General features: G+C 62.4%; 19 protein-coding genes. 11 read left to right on the forward strand and 8 right to left on the reverse strand.

Annotated features, from left to right (window positions below):
* Window positions 1–66: 66 nt before the first annotated feature.
* The 4 genes from brxD to ACFKSJ_RS09015 are packed head-to-tail and all read right to left on the reverse strand — an operon-like array spanning window position 67 to window position 4244.
* Window positions 67–1374, reverse strand: a complete 1308-nt coding sequence (brxD, locus tag ACFKSJ_RS09000) for a BREX system ATP-binding protein BrxD (RefSeq protein WP_440949462.1) — start codon at window positions 1372–1374, stop codon at window positions 67–69.
* Window positions 1355–3160 carry a hypothetical protein gene (locus tag ACFKSJ_RS09005; protein ID WP_440949463.1) on the reverse strand — a complete coding sequence of 602 codons (1806 nt, stop codon included), beginning with the start codon at window positions 3158–3160 and terminating at the stop codon, window positions 1355–1357. The genes brxD and ACFKSJ_RS09005 overlap by 20 nt, the downstream gene beginning before the upstream one ends.
* Complete coding sequence (locus ACFKSJ_RS09010; RefSeq protein WP_440949464.1) at window positions 3157–4008, reverse strand: dolichyl-phosphate beta-glucosyltransferase; 852 nt, start codon at window positions 4006–4008, stop codon at window positions 3157–3159. Before ACFKSJ_RS09010 ends, ACFKSJ_RS09005 begins: the two co-directional genes overlap by 4 nt.
* Window positions 4005–4244, reverse strand: coding sequence for a hypothetical protein (locus tag ACFKSJ_RS09015; RefSeq protein ID WP_440949465.1), 240 nt, complete (start codon window positions 4242–4244; stop codon window positions 4005–4007). The genes ACFKSJ_RS09010 and ACFKSJ_RS09015 overlap by 4 nt, the downstream gene beginning before the upstream one ends.
* Window positions 4245–4305: 61 nt before the next feature.
* On the opposite strand from ACFKSJ_RS09015, the gene ACFKSJ_RS09020 reads away from it, so the two are divergent.
* From ACFKSJ_RS09020 to ACFKSJ_RS09050, 7 genes are read left to right on the forward strand one after another with little or no spacing between them, the layout of a single operon-like run.
* The gene (locus ACFKSJ_RS09020) at window positions 4306–4743 is read left to right on the forward strand and encodes a PaaI family thioesterase (RefSeq protein WP_440949466.1); all 438 of its coding nucleotides are present in this window, start codon (window positions 4306–4308) and stop codon (window positions 4741–4743) included.
* 39 nt (window positions 4744–4782) lie between these two features.
* Entirely contained in the window at window positions 4783–6360 is a 1578-nt protein-coding gene (locus ACFKSJ_RS09025) for a CTP synthase (RefSeq protein ID WP_440949467.1), read from the forward strand.
* Window positions 6361–6392: 32 nt separating this feature from the next.
* Window positions 6393–7310 carry a glutamine-hydrolyzing GMP synthase gene (guaA, locus tag ACFKSJ_RS09030; RefSeq protein ID WP_440949468.1) on the forward strand — a complete coding sequence of 306 codons (918 nt, stop codon included), beginning with the start codon at window positions 6393–6395 and terminating at the stop codon, window positions 7308–7310.
* Window positions 7311–7332: 22 nt separating this feature from the next.
* Window positions 7333–8460, forward strand: coding sequence for an aspartate aminotransferase family protein (locus tag ACFKSJ_RS09035; protein WP_440949469.1), 1128 nt, complete (start codon window positions 7333–7335; stop codon window positions 8458–8460).
* Window positions 8444–9508: a histidinol-phosphate transaminase gene (gene hisC / locus ACFKSJ_RS09040; RefSeq protein ID WP_440949470.1), complete on the forward strand. Its 1065-nt coding sequence runs from the start codon at window positions 8444–8446 to the stop codon at window positions 9506–9508. The genes ACFKSJ_RS09035 and hisC overlap by 17 nt, the downstream gene beginning before the upstream one ends.
* The gene (locus ACFKSJ_RS09045) at window positions 9505–10017 is read left to right on the forward strand and encodes an adenylate kinase family protein (RefSeq protein WP_440949471.1); all 513 of its coding nucleotides are present in this window, start codon (window positions 9505–9507) and stop codon (window positions 10015–10017) included. The genes hisC and ACFKSJ_RS09045 overlap by 4 nt, the downstream gene beginning before the upstream one ends.
* Complete coding sequence (locus tag ACFKSJ_RS09050; RefSeq protein ID WP_440949472.1) at window positions 10014–10607, forward strand: CDP-alcohol phosphatidyltransferase family protein; 594 nt, start codon at window positions 10014–10016, stop codon at window positions 10605–10607. The genes ACFKSJ_RS09045 and ACFKSJ_RS09050 overlap by 4 nt, the downstream gene beginning before the upstream one ends.
* Before the next feature lie 134 nt (window positions 10608–10741).
* Here ACFKSJ_RS09050 and ACFKSJ_RS09055 read toward each other — a convergent pair whose 3' ends face one another.
* Window positions 10742–11131, reverse strand: coding sequence for a YkvA family protein (locus ACFKSJ_RS09055; RefSeq protein ID WP_440949473.1), 390 nt, complete (start codon window positions 11129–11131; stop codon window positions 10742–10744).
* 271 nt (window positions 11132–11402) lie between these two features.
* Between ACFKSJ_RS09055 and ACFKSJ_RS09060 the strand changes: the two genes are divergently transcribed.
* Entirely contained in the window at window positions 11403–12839 is a 1437-nt protein-coding gene (locus tag ACFKSJ_RS09060; RefSeq protein ID WP_440949474.1) for an MFS transporter, read from the forward strand.
* Window positions 12840–12889: 50 nt separating this feature from the next.
* Here the strand turns inward: ACFKSJ_RS09060 and fen are convergent, their stop codons facing one another.
* Window positions 12890–13891, reverse strand: a complete 1002-nt coding sequence (gene fen / locus ACFKSJ_RS09065) for a flap endonuclease-1 (RefSeq protein WP_440949475.1) — start codon at window positions 13889–13891, stop codon at window positions 12890–12892.
* Window position 13892: 1 nt separating this feature from the next.
* On the reverse strand, window positions 13893–14207 hold the full coding sequence (locus tag ACFKSJ_RS09070; protein ID WP_440949476.1) for a hypothetical protein: 315 nt from the start codon (window positions 14205–14207) through the stop codon (window positions 13893–13895).
* A gap of 41 nt (window positions 14208–14248) precedes the next feature.
* On the opposite strand from ACFKSJ_RS09070, the gene ACFKSJ_RS09075 reads away from it, so the two are divergent.
* Window positions 14249–15157 carry a presenilin family intramembrane aspartyl protease PSH gene (locus tag ACFKSJ_RS09075; RefSeq protein WP_440949477.1) on the forward strand — a complete coding sequence of 303 codons (909 nt, stop codon included), beginning with the start codon at window positions 14249–14251 and terminating at the stop codon, window positions 15155–15157.
* A gap of 54 nt (window positions 15158–15211) precedes the next feature.
* Window positions 15212–16090, forward strand: coding sequence for a CBS domain-containing protein (locus ACFKSJ_RS09080; protein WP_440949478.1), 879 nt, complete (start codon window positions 15212–15214; stop codon window positions 16088–16090).
* 125 nt (window positions 16091–16215) lie between these two features.
* Here the strand turns inward: ACFKSJ_RS09080 and cofH are convergent, their stop codons facing one another.
* Window positions 16216–17304 carry a 5-amino-6-(D-ribitylamino)uracil--L-tyrosine 4-hydroxyphenyl transferase CofH gene (gene cofH, locus ACFKSJ_RS09085; protein ID WP_440949479.1) on the reverse strand — a complete coding sequence of 363 codons (1089 nt, stop codon included), beginning with the start codon at window positions 17302–17304 and terminating at the stop codon, window positions 16216–16218.
* Window positions 17305–17610: 306 nt separating this feature from the next.
* Between cofH and ACFKSJ_RS09090 the strand changes: the two genes are divergently transcribed.
* Window positions 17611–17871, forward strand: a complete 261-nt coding sequence (locus tag ACFKSJ_RS09090; RefSeq protein ID WP_440949480.1) for a PRC-barrel domain-containing protein — start codon at window positions 17611–17613, stop codon at window positions 17869–17871.
* Window positions 17872–17878 lie beyond the last annotated feature (7 nt).

A 17878-nucleotide genomic window follows, 5' to 3' on the forward strand; every position in this document is an offset into this window, starting at 1 on the left:
TCGCTTCGTTTCGACGGGACGTTCCGTCCAGAAGAAAAATTCTAAAAAAAAGGAGAGGCGATCGCCTCAGAACTGCATGCTGATGAAGGCCTGCTCCTCTTCGCGCAGGTCCTCGGGCAGCCGGCTCTCCTGGTACGACGTCGCCGGGTCGTACTCGGGGTAGAGGGCGCACTTGTCCAGCACGTCCACAAACTCGCGGAGGAAGACCCGCGGAATCACATCGACCCGGCCGCCGAACTTGGCGGTCATCGACCGGATCATCCCCCGAATGAACCGGTGCGAGACCCGTTCCCGGTCCACCAGGCCGCAGCCGGCCGCATAGATGTCGGCCACCCGCAACGCCACCTTCTCAAGTTTCTGCGCATCGAACGGGACCAGCACGATCTGGGCCTGGTGCGGGTTCCGGTAGCCGTCCGAGGCCGGCAGGCTGATCCGATCGGCCAGCGGCGGAAGGGACCGGATTCCCCGCGACCCCTCAAAGAACGCCGGCGTCCCGGTGAAGAGGAGATAACAGTGCTCCATCTCCCCCCGGTCCAGCCCGTCGACCAGTTGCCGGAGGTTGCCGTATCCCTTCTCGCGCTGCGCCCGCACGAGCCCCTGCGTCGTCTCGACCTCGTCGAAGGCAACCGCCAGCCCGGCGTACCCGGCGCTGCAGATGATTAAGACCAGCCCGCGGAGGAACGAGAGGGCGACCGTATCGTCGACGTCCCCCTTGATTCCAGCCTTCTGCCGGAACGCCCTGCCGACATTCGGCTCGCCGGCGATCCAGCCGAGGGCTGCCTGGGCCAGCGGGTACTCGGCTTTGTTGTTGGCCTGGTAGTAGGTCCGGATCGCCGCTGCAAGGGCACTGTTCTCAGCGCTGACCCCGGCCAGCGCACCCTCGATCGCCCGGATCGTCTCGGTCTCCAGCACCTCGTCGGGAAGTTCGGTTCCCCTGACAGCGATCACCCGTTCCTCGATCCCGAAGAGCCAGGTGTCGACCAGGGTCTTTAAGGCCGGGCCGTCCGTCGGGAGGCGCATATTCGCGCAGATCCGCTGGTACAGGCTTCGCAGCCGGTGGAGAGGCGTCTCTGCTGAGATCACCACATGGGCGGTCACGAACCCCTGATCAGAGGCCAGTTCGAGGGCACGGGCGATCAGAAACGTCTTGCCGGCCCCGTAGTCTCCCCGAATAAACTTCAGGTCCCCGCCCCCGCCGGCCACGTAGGCGAGCTGCTGCCGGATCACCCCTTCCTCGGCCTCGAGCCCGACTGCCAGCTCAGAGAGCCCCAGCGCAGGGACGGTCCCCCGCCGCAGAGCATTGATCATTGTGATACACTTCGACCGTTCCTGTTCACTGACAGCGGTCCCTGGTTCATCGTCCCACGTACTCATAGATCTCACCGTTCTCCCCGACACCCTGTTTTGCAATGATCTCCACCCCTGCGGCGGCTGCCTTTCGAATAAGCCTGTTCACAATCCCGGAGACCCGTCGGGTCCCGAGCAGGGTCCGGAGGTCCTGCTCCTCGGCACGGGTATGGGTGCGGAGGAACGCGACCACCTGCTCCTCGGCAGGATCGAGGTCGAGGTCGGGGCCGGACTCCTGTGGTCGGACCTGGTCGGTCACCTGCACCTCGGGTGCGTGCTGCTGCCCGAGCACCGGCGTATCGGCGAGCGACTCCTCCTTGCACCTGACCAGCAGGGCGAAGAAGTCCCCGGCCTGCAGGGAATGGGGATGACCCGGCATCAGGTCGAGGCCGCGGAGGCAGCACTCCTTGCACCGGGGATACTGCCCGGCCTCGAACGCATCGGTGGCCGAGACCAGGAACGCGACCGCACAGAGCTCCCGGCCGGCCGAGCTGAGCAGGTGCAGGGAGGCCTCACAGCCGGCGATCAGCCGTTCGAGCAGCCGCGGGAGGCGATACATCCCGTACCGCTGGTCGAGAACCACCGCCGCCACCCGTTCCAGATCGGCGACCCGGGTGAGGGTGCCGAGCAGGTACAGGACCACCTTTTCGCACTCGCGCTGGTCCCCGGTGCCGATCAGAAACTCTGCATAGAGCAGTCCGCCGTTCAGGAAGTCCGCACGGTAGGCCCGGTAGTACCAGGATCGCGCCTCGACCGGGTCGTTGAGCGAGGTGTACAGGGCCGCCATGGCCAGGAGGGAGACCACGTCCGCCCCGTCCCCGATCACGGCTTTGAACCGGGCCGGCACCGTTGCGCGGTCGTACCGCGCCAGCAGGAACTCCCGGTACCGCCGGATCAGCAGGTCCAGGGTCTCGGGGTCCTCCATCGACGAAAGTTCCTGCTGGATCACCGCGACGAACGCGGCCTCAGCCTCGTCTTTTCGGTCGAGCGCGGCCAGCAGCTCCGCCCGGACCAGGTGATAGACCGGGGCTCCGGCCGAAGCGACCAGGGTTGTCGCCACCTCCAATGCCCCCGCAAGGTCGCCGGAGGCGCGGAGGAGGAGGAGGTGGTCGAACCTGACCGCAGGGTCTGCCTCGTCGTCGGCGTAGACCTCATATTCGACCAGCGCCCGTTCCCGGTCGACCACCGCGAGGGCCGAGAGGTACTGGTGCAGGTACCGCTGCTCCCCGGTCTTTCTGTACGCCTGCTCGGCCACCCGGAGAGCACCGGGCTGGTCACCGGTCGCCAGCAGCGCCTCGATATAGGTATGCCACTCCCCTGCCGGGGGGTACCGGGTGTACAGGTCCAGCGCCGCCGCCCCGTCCCCCTGCTCCAGCAGCATCGAAGCGAGCACCCGGACGTCCTCCTCCCGGCCGGAGAGCCTGACAAGCTGGGCGAGGACCGGGACGGCCCCGGCTGCATCGTTCCTCCCGGCCAGGTAGGTACCGTAGGCCCTGAGTGCCTCCTGGTTCTCCGGGTCCAGCCTGACCGCCTCGATGTACTCGGCGGTCGCCTCCTCGTTGCCGGCCGCGGCCAGCACCTTCCCGAGGTACGAGTGGACGTACGAGGAGTCCGGGGTCAGGAGGGCGAGGTCGCGGAACCGGGCCTCCGCCTCCTCGAGCGCGCCGAGGGCGAAGAGGTTGGTGGCCGCCAGCACCTCGAGCGACTGGTCCTTCCCGTTCAGGGCCAGGGCTGTGCAGATATCAAGCGACGCCTGGAACGCTCCCTCCTGGTAGAGCGAGAACGCCCGCTTCTTCTCCTCCTCTCGCTTCATACGCTGCGTCCGGAGAACCTCAATCTGACCAGGCTCTCTGCCATCGAAAGAGCATCGCTCCCGCCGACCTTGGAGCCCCCGTGGTCAGCCCAGACGATCGGCACCTCGGCCACCCGGAACCCGGCCCGGGAGAGACGCCAGAGGAGCTCGACATCGAACTCAAACCCGGTCGAGACCATCTGGGGCAGCACCCCGGCCAGGGCCGACCGACGAAAGACCTTCGCTCCACACTGGGTGTCCCGGTAGTTCAGGTGAAAGAGGAGCCTGATCAGCAGGTTGAAGACCCTGCTCTGGAGCCTTCTGAGCAGACCCTGCGGTACCGAGAGGATCGCCCCCGGCACCCACCGCGAGCCGATCGCCCCGTCCACCTCGCCGAGCTGATCGAAGAGGCGGGCCATCTGGTCAGGGGCCGTTGACCCGTCTGCGTCCAGAAAACCGACATACCCCGTCGTTGCAGCCCTGATGCCGGCCAGCACCCCGCCCCCCTTGCCGAGCCGGTGATCGAACCGGAGGCAGGTGAGGGCCATCCCCGGGTGGTCTGCCGCAAAGGTCTCGACCGCATCGGCCGTCCGGTCGGTGCCGTCGCAGACGACGATCACCGTCCAGGGGAATGCTTCCAGGCTGGCGAGGAGCGGGAGGATCCGGCCCTCCTCGTTGTAGGCGGGGATGATCACCGTGCAGGCCCGCTCATCCACCGGTGCAGGTATCAGGGGGTGCACCCTCTCGGATCCGGTCCTGCCGCTGCCCCGGCAGCAGGTCTCGCTGCTGATAGCCGCTCCATACTGGAGAAGAGTTGGAATGGTGACCTCATTAACATTATCGATGCACCCAACCGGAACTCCGGTCACTGGTGCCGGTTCAGGTGCCGGTGCAGCGCCCCGTTCTGGCTGTACTGGCCGGCGATCCTGAGAGCCTCCGCCCGAATGGCGTTATGGTCCTCCAAGCAGGTCTCCGGGGGCGCCTCCTTGCGGAGGATCGAGGAGGAGTTCTCGGTGATCTGGATCAGTTCTGTGGCGATGACGGCGTTCAGCCAGACCAGGTCGCCGAGCATCTGTTCGATCCGCGCCAGGGTGTCAGATTCCATGCCATTCACTATGCAGGCCGTCAGGTAAACCTTTTTTCCCCGCCCGCCTGAACCTGATCAGATGGACAACTACTGTACTGCGCTTCAGGAACAGGGGGCGAAGGCCAACCCGTTCTTTGCACTGATGGGGATCGACGTGGTCGCGATGGACGAGGGGCATGGCGAACTCTCGATGGTGGTCCGGCCGGATATGCAGAACGGCGAGGGCTGGCTGCAGGGCGGCCTGTACACCGCCCTCGCCGACGAGGCGATGGTGCTGGCCATCTATCCCGGCCTTCTCCCGGGGGAGAGGATCGCGACGATATCAGCGACCACCGACTTCTTCCGCGGGGTGAACGGGGGGACGATCGTGGCCAGGGGGAGGATCGTAAAGCGGGGGAGGAATGTGATCTTCGCAGAGGGGACGGTCTCTGCCGGGGATTCGGAGAAGCCGCTCTCCCGCACCACCGCAGCCTACGCAGTGACGAGACAGAGACCCGCTGATGCGAACACTAATTGAATATAAAAAGCATACAGAGTACCCACTGGGAGACAGATCGTGAAGTACATCATAGTGACCGGCGGGGTGATGAGTGGCCTCGGGAAAGGAATCACAGCCGCATCCATCGGGCGTATCCTGAAGAACCGGGGGTATCGGGTCACGGCCGTCAAGATCGATCCGTACCTGAACATCGATGCGGGGACGATGAACCCCGCGCAGCATGGCGAGGTCTTCGTGCTGGCCGATGGGAGCGAGGTGGACCTGGACCTCGGCAACTACGAGCGGTTTCTGGATATCGAACTATCAGGACCGCACAATATCACGACCGGCAAGGTCTACCGGTCGGTGATCGAGAAGGAGCGGCGCGGGGATTACCTCGGGGACACGGTCCAGATCATCCCGCATATCACCGATGAGATCAAATGCCGGATCGAGCGGGCCGCCACCGAGGGGGACGAGGATGGGCCGGCCGAGATCTGCCTGGTCGAGGTCGGGGGCACCGTCGGCGACATCGAGTCGATGCCGTTCCTCGAGGCGGTCAGGCAGATGCGCGGGGAGCTGCCCAGGGACGAGATGGTGCTGATCCATGTGACCCTGGTTCCTGAGGACACGATGGGGGACATGAAGACCAAGCCGACACAGCACTCGGTGAAGGCACTCCGGGAGGCCGGACTCTACGCGGACATGATCGTCGGCAGGAGCGAGCATCCGATCGGGCTGCACACCAAGCGGAAGATCGCCTCGTTCTGCGACGTCGCCGCACCGGCCGTCATCAGCGCCACCACCGCCCCTGACATCTACCAGGTGCCGGTGGAACTGGAGAAGGAGGGTCTCGCCGATGCGATCACCAAGCACCTGCACCTCGACAAGCGGGAGGCCGCAGAGGAGTGGTACAATGTGGTCGCACGGGAGTACACCTCGCGGATCACGGTGGCCATCGTCTCCAAGTACGGGATCGAGGACGTCTACCTCTCGATCAAGGAGGCGCTGAAGCATGCCGGCAGGGCGCTCGCCACCGAGGTGAAGATCGTCTGGCTGGACGCCGAACGCTACGAACCCGGTCAGCTGGCCGATGTGGACGGGATCCTGATCCCCGGAGGGTTCGGGGTTCGCGGGATCGAAGGGAAGATCCAGGCGATCCAGTATGCACGGGAGCATGACATCCCGTTCCTCGGTCTCTGCCTCGGGTTTCAACTGGCCGTGGTCGAGTTCGCACGGAACGTGCTCGGCTGGAAAGATGCCTGCTCAGAGGAGATCGGACCGGGCCGGCATGTGATCGCCATCCTCCCGGAACAGGAAGGGGTCGACGACCTGGGCGGAACGATGCGGCTCGGGAACTACCCGGTGACGGTCAGGGCCGGGACGATCGCAGAGCAGCTGTATCGGTGCAGCACCATCACCGAACGGCACCGGCACCGGTACGAGGTGAACCCTGAGGAGATCCCGGCACTCGAAGAGGCAGGGCTGACCTTCTCCGGGCAGAACGGTCCACGGATGGAGATCTGCGAACTCCCCGGCCACCCGTTCTTCTTTGCCACCCAGTTCCACCCTGAGTTCCGGTCCCGACCGACCAGGCCGGCGCCGGCATTCCTCGGGTTCGTCAGTGCGTGCAGAAAGAACAAGAAGACTGCATAAAGACTGCAGGATATGAGCGGAGAAGAAATACTATGGTCAATACAGAGAGATTTATTCAGCAGGCCGTCAGCGAGATCAGAGAACTGACCGGGGATGCCAGGGTCGTGATGGCCCTCTCAGGCGGGGTGGACTCCTCGGTCTGTGCAGCCCTGGCCGCACAGGCGATCGGGGAACGGCTCGAGCCGATCTATGTCGACACCGGGCTGATGCGCAAGGGGGAGACCGAACGGATACGCCAGCTCTTCGGCCACCTGAACCTCCGGATCGTCGACGCGGCGGACGAGTTCCTCGACGCCCTGGCCGGGGTGAGCGATCCCGAGGCGAAACGGAAGATCATCGGCGAACGGTTCATCAGGGTCTTCGAACGGGAGGCCGAGAAGACCGGGGCGACGGTGCTGCTGCAGGGGACAATCTATCCCGACCGGATCGAGAGCGAGGGCGGGATCAAGAGCCACCACAATGTCGGCGGGATGCCGCTCGGGATCGCCTTCACCCAGGTGCTCGAGCCGCTCCGCGACCTCTACAAGGACGAGGTGCGGGACGTGGCCGGAGCGCTCGGGTTGCCGCGGGAGATCCAGCACCGGATGCCGTTCCCTGGCCCGGGGCTCGCGGTCAGGATCATCGGCGATGTGACCCGCGAGAAGGTCGCGGTGATCCGCGAGGCGAACGCGATCGCAGAGGAGGAACTGGTCGAGGAGTTCCGCCCATGGCAGTGCCTTGCGGCACTGGTCGGGCTCGGGACCGGGGTCAAGGGGGACATCAGGCTCCACGGCTGGATCGTGGCGGTCAGGGCGGTCAACTCCCGCGACGGGATGACCGCCGACCCGCTCGAGGTGCCGTACCCGGTCCTCTTCAAGATCGCCTCTCGGATCACGGCCGAGATCCCCTCGGTCGCCCGGGTCGTCTACGACGTGACTCCCAAACCACCGGCGACGATTGAGTACGAGTGAACAAACAAACAGGTGAATGAGGATGATTACAGAGGATTACAAAGCCCTCGACGCACGTTATTACATGCCTGCCAATACCCGCGATATGATGCTGGTGCGGGGCAGGGGCTCGAGGGTCTGGGACGATAAAGGGAACGAGTACATCGACTGCGTGGCAGGGATCGCGGTCTGCTCCACCGGCCACTGCCACCCGGCCGTGGTGCAGGCGATCTGTGCACAGGCACAGGAACTGATCCACTGCTCCAACCTGTATTATGTACCGCACCAGGCAGAGCTGGCGGAACGGCTGGTCGGGATCACCGGCTATGCCAAGGCCTTCTTCTCGAACTCGGGGGCCGAGGCGAACGAGGGAGCCCTGAAGCTCGCACGGATCAGCACCGGGAAGAAGAAGTTCGTCGCGTTCTCCCACGGGTTCCACGGAAGGACGATGGGAGCGCTCGCGGTCACGTACAAGCCGGGGATCCGGGAACCGTTCCTGCCGCTCGAACCGGCCTGCACCTTCGTCGACTACGGCGACCTGGACGGGCTGATGGCAGCGATCGATGACCAGACCGCCGGTGTGATCGTCGAACCGATCCAGGGGGAGGCCGGGGTTTTGATCCCGCCGGACTCGTTCTTCAAGGGGATCCGGGAGTGCTGCGACGAACACGACGCTCTGATGATCGTCGACGAGGTCCAGACCGGGATGGGCAGGACCGGGAAGTGGCTTGGGATCGAGCACACTGGGGTGAAGCCCGACATCGTGACCCTCGCCAAGGGGATTGCGAGCGGGTTCCCAATGGGGGCCCTGGTCGCCCGCGACGGCATCGAGTTCAAGAAGGGCGAGCACGGCTCCACCTTCTCAGGCGGACCGATCGCCTGTGCGGCAGCCCTGGCCACCATCGATGTGATCGAAGAGGTGCTGCCGGAGGTGCCTGCGAAGGGCGAGCAGTTCCATAAGGCGCTCGCGGCCTACAACCCCCGGTCACGAGGGCTGATGATCGGGCTCACCCTCGGAGACCGGTGTGCCGAGGTCAGGGACACCTGCAGAGAGCACGGGGTGCTGATCAACTGCGCTGCAGACGGCAACCTTCGGCTGGTGCCGCCGCTGGTGATCACCCCTGAGGAGATCGAGACCGTGACCGGAGTACTCCTTGCAGCCCTCGATTAGGCCCTACCTCAGGACCGGTCCAGGATATGTCTACGCCGCACGTACAACAGCGGCCGATAAGAAAGGCGAGGAGGGACGGATCGCCCGTCTCGCCTCCAATGAGAACCCGTTCCCGCCATCTACTGCGGCGGTCAGCGCTGGGGTTGCAGCCCTCGCGACCGTGAACCGCTACCCGGACAACAGAATGACCGATCTGATAGAGGCGCTGAAACGCTTCCACGGGGACCACACATTCGTCGTCGGTAACGGGATGGACGGGATCATCGAGGCTGTCCTCCGCTGCTTTGTGGAGAAGGGGGACCGGGTCGTCGTCTCGACGCCGACCTTCTCGTTCTACGGGATCGCTGCAGCCGGGCAGGGAGCGATCGTCGAGAACGTCCAGCGAAAGGATGACTTCACGGTCGACATCCCGGCGTTCACCCGGGCCTGTACAGGCGCCAGGGTCGCGTTCCTCTGCACCCCGAACAACCCGACGGGCACGATGACCACGCCGGCGGAGGTGCGGGAGGTGCTCGACGGGATCGGTGACTGCATGCTCTTCCTCGACAACGCCTACGTGGACTTTGCCGGGGACGACTACCGCCCGCTGATGGACGACTACCAGAACCTGATCGTCGGCAGGACGATGTCCAAGATCTTCGGGCTGGCCGGGCTGCGGGTGGGCTACGCGTTCATCCCTGCCTGGCTGGAGCCGTTCTATCAGAAGGCCGCGACCCCGTTCTCCGGGATCTCGTCGGTCTCGGCTGCCGCCGCGGTGGCGGCCCTCGCCGATCATGAACACCAGGAGAGGACGCTTCGTCATGTGCTGGAGTGGCGAGAACAGGTCCGGTCTGCGGTCAGGTTCCCGGTGCTGCCGTCAGAGGCGAACTTCCTGATGATCGACGTGGCCCCCCATACCGCAGACGAGGTCGTCGCGACCCTGGCCGGCCATGGGGTGTTGATCCGGTCGTGCCGATCGTTCCCCGGCCTCGGCGACCATTATGTCAGGGTCTCGATCGGGGATGCATGGGAGAACGAACGCTTTATCGAAGAGATCAACAGGCTATGATCTGCGGAATCACCGGGACCCCGGGGACGGGTAAGAGTGCGGTCAGTGAGGTGCTGCGGAGCCGGGGGCATCAGGTGATCCGGCAGAACGATACGATGGAGCCGTACCTCACCGGCACGGACGAGGATCGCGACGCCAGGATCGTGGACGCCGACGCCTGGGCAGACGAGTATACGCCGACCGCTCCGTTCATCGAGGGGCACCTCGTCCACCTTCTCGCCTGTGACAGGGTGGTGGTCCTCCGGTGCCGGCCCGACCGACTCAGAGCCAGACTGGAAGGCCGGGGGTACAGTGCCGGGAAGATCCGGGAGAACTGCGAGGCCGAGGCGATGGACCTGATCCTCTCCGAGGCCTACGATATCCATGGAGAAGAGAAATTGCTGGAGATCGATACCACCGATCGTTCGCCGGAGGACTGCGCCGACCTGATCGAGGGGTTCGTCAGCGGAACGGTCCCCCCATCCTGCGGATCGATCGACTGGTCGGCGATGCTCGGAGACCTGCTATGACCCTCGACTCGTACCGCCCGCATGTGGCCCGATTCTTCCCCCCGTTCGTCGCCCTGGCACAGAGACTGCACCTGACCCCCAACGCCCTGACGATCCTCTCGTTCTTCGCGGCTGGCGGGGCAGGGGTCGCATTCTATGCCGGCTCGCTCGGCCTCGGGGTCGTGATGGTCGCCCTGAACGCCGTCTTCGATGCCCTGGACGGGGCGGTGGCCCGGGCCGGCAACCTCCAGTCCAAGAAAGGGGATTTCCTCGATCATGCGATCGACCGGTACGCCGACATCTTCATCATCACCGGCATCTTCGCCGGCGGTGCGGTCTCCTGGCAGCTCGGGGTCTTCGCCCTGACCGGGGTGCTGATGTCCTCGTACATAGGCACCCAGGCCCAGGCCGTCGGGGTCGGCCGGTACTACGGCGGTCTGCTCGGCAGGGCCGACCGGCTGGTGCTGGTGATCCTGGCCGGGATCCTCGGTATGATCTTCCCGGGTCAGTACTACGGGCTGACCCAGCTCGGATGGGTGCTCGGTCTCTTCGGGGTCCTCGGCCATTACACCGCCTTCCAGCGGTTCCGGTTCGTCTGGAAGCAGCTCTGAACACTGGGAACAATTATTAGAGTGGTAATTTCGGGCAGGGCCCCAAATCCTCCTTTTAGAGAGTGTTCCGAAAAACGGTTTTTGGCCCTCCCGGGCATATCCATTTACTCCCTGTCGATCTGATCCGTACCATCTCATCTCCATATCCAGAACACGACCTTCACGGCAAGATAGAGGATCAGCAACCAGACGAGGACGATCATGAAGAACCCTCCCCAACTGAGAATTTTTTTATTCGGAAGCTCAGTCTTTGCTCGCTCCCAATATTCTTCCAACAAATTTTTCGGCATCAGGCTGATCGCAAGGGCGATGCCTGCGGGGATAATGATCAGATCATCCAGATAGCCGAGGACCGGAATAAAATCCGGAATGAGATCGATGGGGCTCAGGGCATAGGCGACTGTCAGGACGATGACAACCTTTGCATGCAACGGGATTCGTGAATCGCCCCGGGCGAGGTAGAGCGCATAGAGATCGCACTTCAGCCTTTTTGCCCTCTGTTTGAGCAGTTCAAGAGAAGACATACGGTTGTCCTTCTTATTCTCGGGAGACTATTTCATCGTTCTCGTTGATCGATATCGGCACGGGCCAGGTCGATCCTTTCGTCCCCCAGTGCTTCTCCCGCCTAGATAGGACAATCCGGCATCTCCCCACCCCTATCTGTTCCGAGACCGCTGCCGACTTTCCCGGGGAGCGGCATACCATTGAGGATCAAGCGAATCCTCCCGATCCCGGCCATCCGCCACACCGATCACGCAAACATATAGGAGCCTTCTCAACAGACCATCTTCCCACATGTCCAGAATCATCGTCGACCCCCTGCATCAGAAACTCCTCCTTGTTGCTGCCACAATCGGGATGCTGCTGGACGGGCTCGACGGTTCCATTGTGAATGTTGTCCTCCCGCAGATATCCGAATCATTCGGCACCGATACCGGGACGATCTCCTGGGTCGTCATCACCTATCTCTTAATGATGGCGGGACTCATTCTCGTCTTCGGAAAAATTGCAGAACGCGGCCTTCTCCAGAAGATCTTCCTCGGCGGCCTCCTCGTCTTCACCCTCGGATCTGCGGCATGCGGACTCTCCCCAGATTTTGGAATACTTCTCGCCTCCAGGATTTTTCAGGGAATCGGAGCGGCGATGATCGCTGCAACCGCACCTCTGCTGTGCGTAACATATCTCCCGAACACCATGCTGGGCACGTCCCTCGGGGCAATGACCATGGCAAGTTCCATCGGATTTGCTGCAGGTCCTGCCATCGGCGGATTCCTCACCCACTATCTCTCCTGGCACTGGGTCTTCCTGATCAATATCCCAATAGGACTCCTTGCATTGCCGTTTGCCCTGCATGTCATTCCAGAGGACATCACCCGGAAAAAACAGCCGTTCGATCTCACCGGCGCTGTCGCACTCTTTGGCATGATGGCATCCGGGGTTTATACCCTGGAACGCATTCCCCATCTGGGCATCACCGATCAGCAGATACTGCTCGGCTCAGTCCTCTGTTTCGCGTGCACCATCGCGTTCCTCGTTCAGGAACTCCGGTGTACAGCGCCGCTGATCAATGTTCGGGTCTTTACCGCATGGAAGTTCACTGCGGTATTCCTCGCATTTCTCATCATGAATATCGTTTACGCTGGGATCCTGTATCTCCTGCCGTTCTTCCTTCAGGCGGGCATGCGGTTCGATACGGCAGTGAGCGGGTTGTATCTGCTGATCCCCCCAGCACTCACGGCGATCATCGGGATCCCGCTCGGGAGATGGTCGGACAGCATTGGCCGCAGACCGTTTGCTCTTGCGGCGTCTCTTGTGTTGATTGCGGTTAACGGTATCTACCTGATGATTCTCCCGGAGATGGGACCTGTTCCGCTCTTAACAGGCCTCATCCTGATGGGCCTTTTCTGGGGATTTGCCGGAGGACCGGTAGCCGGCAGAGTTGTGGACTACGCCCCACGTGGTGAAGAAGGTACCGGGTCATCCCTGATGGTTACGGCGATATATCTCGGAAGTGTTATCGGTATTGCGCTCTATGCAGCGACTTTTACGATCACAACTGCAGGAGGAGGCATTGTGGCCTTCTCCGACCTTGATCTCGGCACGCTCATGAATGGCTTCCATGTCTCCACACTGGCAGGACTCGTGCTCTCCGTCGCCGCCTTCGTCTTCTCGGTGATCGTTCGAGAGAGAAGGGAGCCCGATCCGGCGGCTGGCAGTTCTGCTCACGAATAGCGTCTCCGGGGAATCCATCCCGGCACGTACATCCTTTTCTTTAAAAAAGATCAGAACCAGCGGTCCAGGGTCTTCTGCCCCGGAGGACCGCTGACCTTCTGGAGTGCTGTTCTGACCCGTTCCTCTGCAAATCCGTACTCCCCGCAGAGGAGGTCCTCGATCCCTGCCTGGTCAGGCGGTTGCCAGTCCAGGGAGAGGTCGGTGATCACCGGTGGGGAGCGGAAGAACTGCTGGATCGGGGACGGATCGAAGTCCGGTAGTTTCTCCGCGATCGTATCGGCAAACCCGTCCTTCTTCACGATCTTCAGCGCCGTCTTCGGCCCGATCCCCCTGATGCCGGGGTTGAAGTCGGTACCGATCAGGATGCCGGCCTCGATCAACTGCTCACGGGTGAGCCCAAGCCCCTGCAGCACCTCCTCGAGCCTGATCGATTCGGGCTGGACCGCGATCGTCCTCCCCTGCACCCGTCGTTTACTCGAGATGGTCAGGTTCCTGACCAGCAACGGGGCCCCGAAGAGGAGGGAGTCGTAGTCCTGCGAGACGGCGTAGGTGACCGCCCCTGAAGCGGCCATCGCGGCAGCCTGAGCCTCCCCCTCAGAGGGGGCCTGCACACAGGGGACGCCCATCAGGGCCAGCAGCTGCCGGGAGGTGGCGATGATCTCAGGAGTGACCCGGGAGGAGGCACGGGCCTGTTTGTACGCCTCCTCCTGGTCTCCCCGTGCCAGGGCGGCCTCCCACTGGACGCCGGCCTCCCGTCTCACCTCCCGCCGGCTCTCGATCGTCTCCTGCTTCAGGGCGGGAGGTTTGCCGTCGAAGATATACACCGGCCGGATCCCCTTCTCGAGGAACCTGAGCGTCCGGAAGAAGACCCCGGAGAGATGGGAGGTGATCCTCCCTTCACTGTCCATCAGCGGGGTGCCATCGGGCTGGCGGATGATCGAGAGGAACTGGTAGAGAGCATTGTTCCCGTCGATGGCGGCGGTTCCGGCCAGGTTCTCCCAGGTCCGGGGATGTTTGTACTCGGTCAGTACCTCACGGAGAGCGACGCCCATGTCAGCGGTACATCCTGCGCGAGAAGTCCTGGATGATCGCATCGATCTGCGCCACGGTCGTCTCGTACTTCTCGCTCATCATCTGGGAGGACTCTTCGAGGTTCAGTCGCATCGATCGTTCGCGCACGATCAGTGTATTGTCGAGTATTGAGATCTTGGCCCCAAACGAGAGGAAGAGGCCGCCCAGGGCGAGCATCATCAGCGTGGCAGCGACCGCGATCGTCACATCCTGCCAGAGCCGGAAGACCAGCACCAGGGTCGAAATGACCAGGACAATGGTCAGAATGATATCAGGAAGAGATTCGCGTATATCCATACTTTTAGGTAATGGCGGTGTATATTTTAAGTTACCTATCCATGAAGCCAACCAACCTGATCCCATTCATCGGTATCCTGCTGATGCTGCTGATCGTAGAGGCCGGGGCCGTACTCTTCGCCCCGCTGATGAAGAGCGCAGGGATCACTGCCTTTGAAGACCCGACCTCGCTCGCCGACCCGGTGATCTTCATCGTGATCATGCTGGCTTTCACGCTCTTTCTGCTGGTGCTGATCAAGTACAACCACCTCAGGGTGATCTCCGCGGTGATCGGTCTCTCGATCTGGCTGACGTTCGTGTACATCTTCCAGGCCCTCGTCTTTCCCCTGCTGCCTGATCCGCTCCTCGGCCTCGGGCTGGCTGTCATTCTCGGGGCCCTGGCCTCGCTGTTGCTGTACCGGTACCCAGAATGGTACGTGATCGACGGCCTCGGGCTGCTGCTCGGGGCCGGGGTCGCGGCGATCTTCGGGGTCTCGCTCGGGCTGCTGCCGGTACTGCTGCTGCTGGTGCTGCTGGCCGTCTACGATGCGATCTCGGTCTACCGGACCAAGCACATGATCGCCCTGGCTGAGGGTGTGATCGGTCTCAAGACCCCGATCCTCTTCGTGGTCCCCAAGAAGCGGGACTACTCGTTCATCAGGGACGGGGTCGGCGACCTCGGTGGGGACGGGGAGCGCGGGGCGTTCATCATCGGGATGGGGGATCTGATCATGCCCTCGATCCTGGTTGTCTCTGCCGCGGTCTTCCTCCCGGCCACGCTGCCGCTCGGGCTGAACCTGCCTGCGCTCGGAGCGATGGCAGGGTCCGTAGTAGGGCTCGCAGTGCTCCTCTGGTTCGTGAACACAGGAAAACCCCAGGCCGGGCTGCCACCCCTAAACGGCGGCACCATCATCGGTTTTCTCCTCGGCTGCGCAGCCGCTGGAGCCTGGTCCTGGCTGGCCCTGCTCTGATCAAAAGATGGCCGGTGCGCTAACCTATTTAAGAGAACCGTATGATTAATCATTATGGATCTTTCGCTCATCCAGAAGGACATCCTGATCACGCTGATCACCCTCTATCACCAGCACTCGCACCCGATTAAAGGTGAGGAGATCGCTGAGGTGATCAAGCGGAACCCGGGGACGATCAGGAACCAGATGCAGGCCTTGAAGGCGCTCGAACTGGTCGACGGGGTGCCGGGGCCCAAAGGGGGATACAATCCGACCGCTCGGGCCTACAAGGAGCTGAGCATATCAGCTGCAGACGGTGAGGCCAAGGTCAGGATCACCAGGCAGGGAGCGGAACTCCCGGGTGTCTCTGCAACCGAGATCGACTTCACCACTCTCTGCCACCCAGACGTCTGCCATGCGGTGGTGAAGGTGATCGGGTCGGTGAAGGGATTTGAGATCGGCGACCAGGTGGCCATCGGTCCGACGCCGGTGAACAAGCTCTTCGTCCGGGGCGAGGTCTTTGGGAAGGACGAGGTTGACCAGGGGCTGATCATCTCGATCTCAGAGATGATCTCACTCCCAAAATTGCCGATCCGCAGTTACATGTCGACACCGCTCCTGACGCTCTCCACCAGTGCGACGATCGCCGAAGCGGTCCATCTCTTCAACACCAGGAGCATCCACGGGGCCCCGGTGATGAATGACGGGGCGATGAAGGGGATCGTGACGATCTCCGATCTGATCCGGGCGATCGACGAGGGGAAGCCGACCAGCGAACCGGTCTCGACGGTGATGACCCCCGACGTGATCGAGGCCGACGGCGGGGTCCGCCTCTTCGAGGTGGTGAAGCGGTTCAAGGAGCGGGAGATCGGCCGGCTGATCGTTGTCGAGAACGGACACCCGGTCGGGATCCTGACCCAGTCAGATGTGCTCCGTGTCTTTCCGACTGACTGATCGACTTCGGACAGGGTGTCCTGATAGATTAATTCTGATAGCGAGCGGAGATCAGAGATCGTCGTCAAAGAACCGGATATTCATCACATGATGGGTCTTTGACGAGAGATGGACTTTTTTCAGAGTCAGCAGAGGTCGTAGAGCGTCGTCCGGCGCCCGAGCGTCCTCCCGATATCTTCCGCCACCCGCTGCATCTCTGCAGGATCGAGATAATCGGTGTTGGTCGCGCCGGCACCCTTCGAGATGCTCTCCTCGTACATCGTGCCGCCCAGGTCGTTGGCACCGGCGATGAGACCCAGCTGCGCCATCTTGATCCCCTCCTTCACCCACGAAACCTGGATATTTGTGAAGTTGTCGAGGAAGAGACGGGCGACCGCGACCATCAACAGATCCTCCCTCCCGGTCGCCCCGGCCCGGGCGAGCCCCTGTCGATAGATCGGGGTGTTCATGTGGATGAACGAGAGCGGAACGAACTCGGTGAACCCGTGGGTCTCATCCTGGATCGCCCGGAGGATCGCCAGGTGCCGGACCCGGTCGGCATCGGTCTCGCAGTGACCGTACATGATCGTCGCGGTGCTGGGGATGCCCAGGGAGTGTGCCTCTTTGATGATCCGCACCCACTCGTCGGTCCTGATCTTTCCCGGACAGATCGTGTCCCTGACCGGGTCGACGAGGATCTCGGCCGCGGTCCCGCAGATCGAAGAGAGGCCGGCCGCCTTCATCCCGGCCAGCACCTCCTTCGTGCTCATCCCGCTCTTCTCGGCCCCGTACGCAACCTCCATCGGATTGCTCGCATGGAGATGGACCCCCGGCGCCGCCTTCGTGATCCAGCGGTAGATCTCGATATAGGACTCAGCCGTGAAATCCGGGTGCAGCCCGCTCACCGTGCAGATCTCGGAGACGTCCCGGCTCTTCGCCAGCGCCGCCTTCTGCTGGATCTCCTCGCGGCTGTGATAATATATCCCGTCATCGCCGGGCTTCTTTGAGAATCCGCAGAAACCGCAGGCATTGACGCAGAGATTGGTGACATTGATGTTCTGGTTTCTGACATAGGTGACCAGATCGCCGGCCACTGCCTCCCGTTGTTCATCGGCCGCCGCTGCGATCGCCCAGACATCCCGGCCCCGGGCTGAAAAGAGGAGGAGCGCCTCATCTTCACCGAGCCGGTGACCCTCCTTCAGATCGGATAACAGTCTCCGCAGATCATGGTTCATGGTCATCGCCCCTCTCTCCGTACTATGCTAACATGTGTCATGCCAGACATAAACCAATCGGATCTGCCATTACAGCATTCCAGCCTGCGATAGGAGGCGAGGCCATGACCCGGATGACCGGGCCGGCGCAGGGGTGCGTCATGAATCAGACCGATCTCACATCAAGGATCTTCGACAGAAGATGGTCACCATTCATCGGATCTGACAGAAAATGTGAACAGGATCCGGGATCCCGGGAGGAAAGACCATGGAGATCGTCACCTCGCATATCACCATTATAAATACTAATAGTTTAGACATTTTTTTATGGTCAGTACATTCTCACGGAGCCTCTCCCGAAAAAAAGTGATGAGCAACGATGGTATGGTGATAGGCACCCTCAAGAACGTGATGGTTGACCTGGACAGCGGACAGGTGATCGATCTGATCGTCAAGCCTGACAGCACCTTTGATGCGACGGGATACCGGATCGACGGCGACCGTATGCTGATCCCGTTCGAAGCGGTCAAGGACATCAAGGACTATATCGTTGTGGACCGGTTCCTCTCCAAGTCACCATCCGCATAATCCATTT

It is taken from the genome of Methanosphaerula subterraneus (genome assembly GCF_052055875.1).
Lineage (GTDB): Archaea > Halobacteriota > Methanomicrobia > Methanomicrobiales > Methanospirillaceae > Methanosphaerula > Methanosphaerula subterraneus.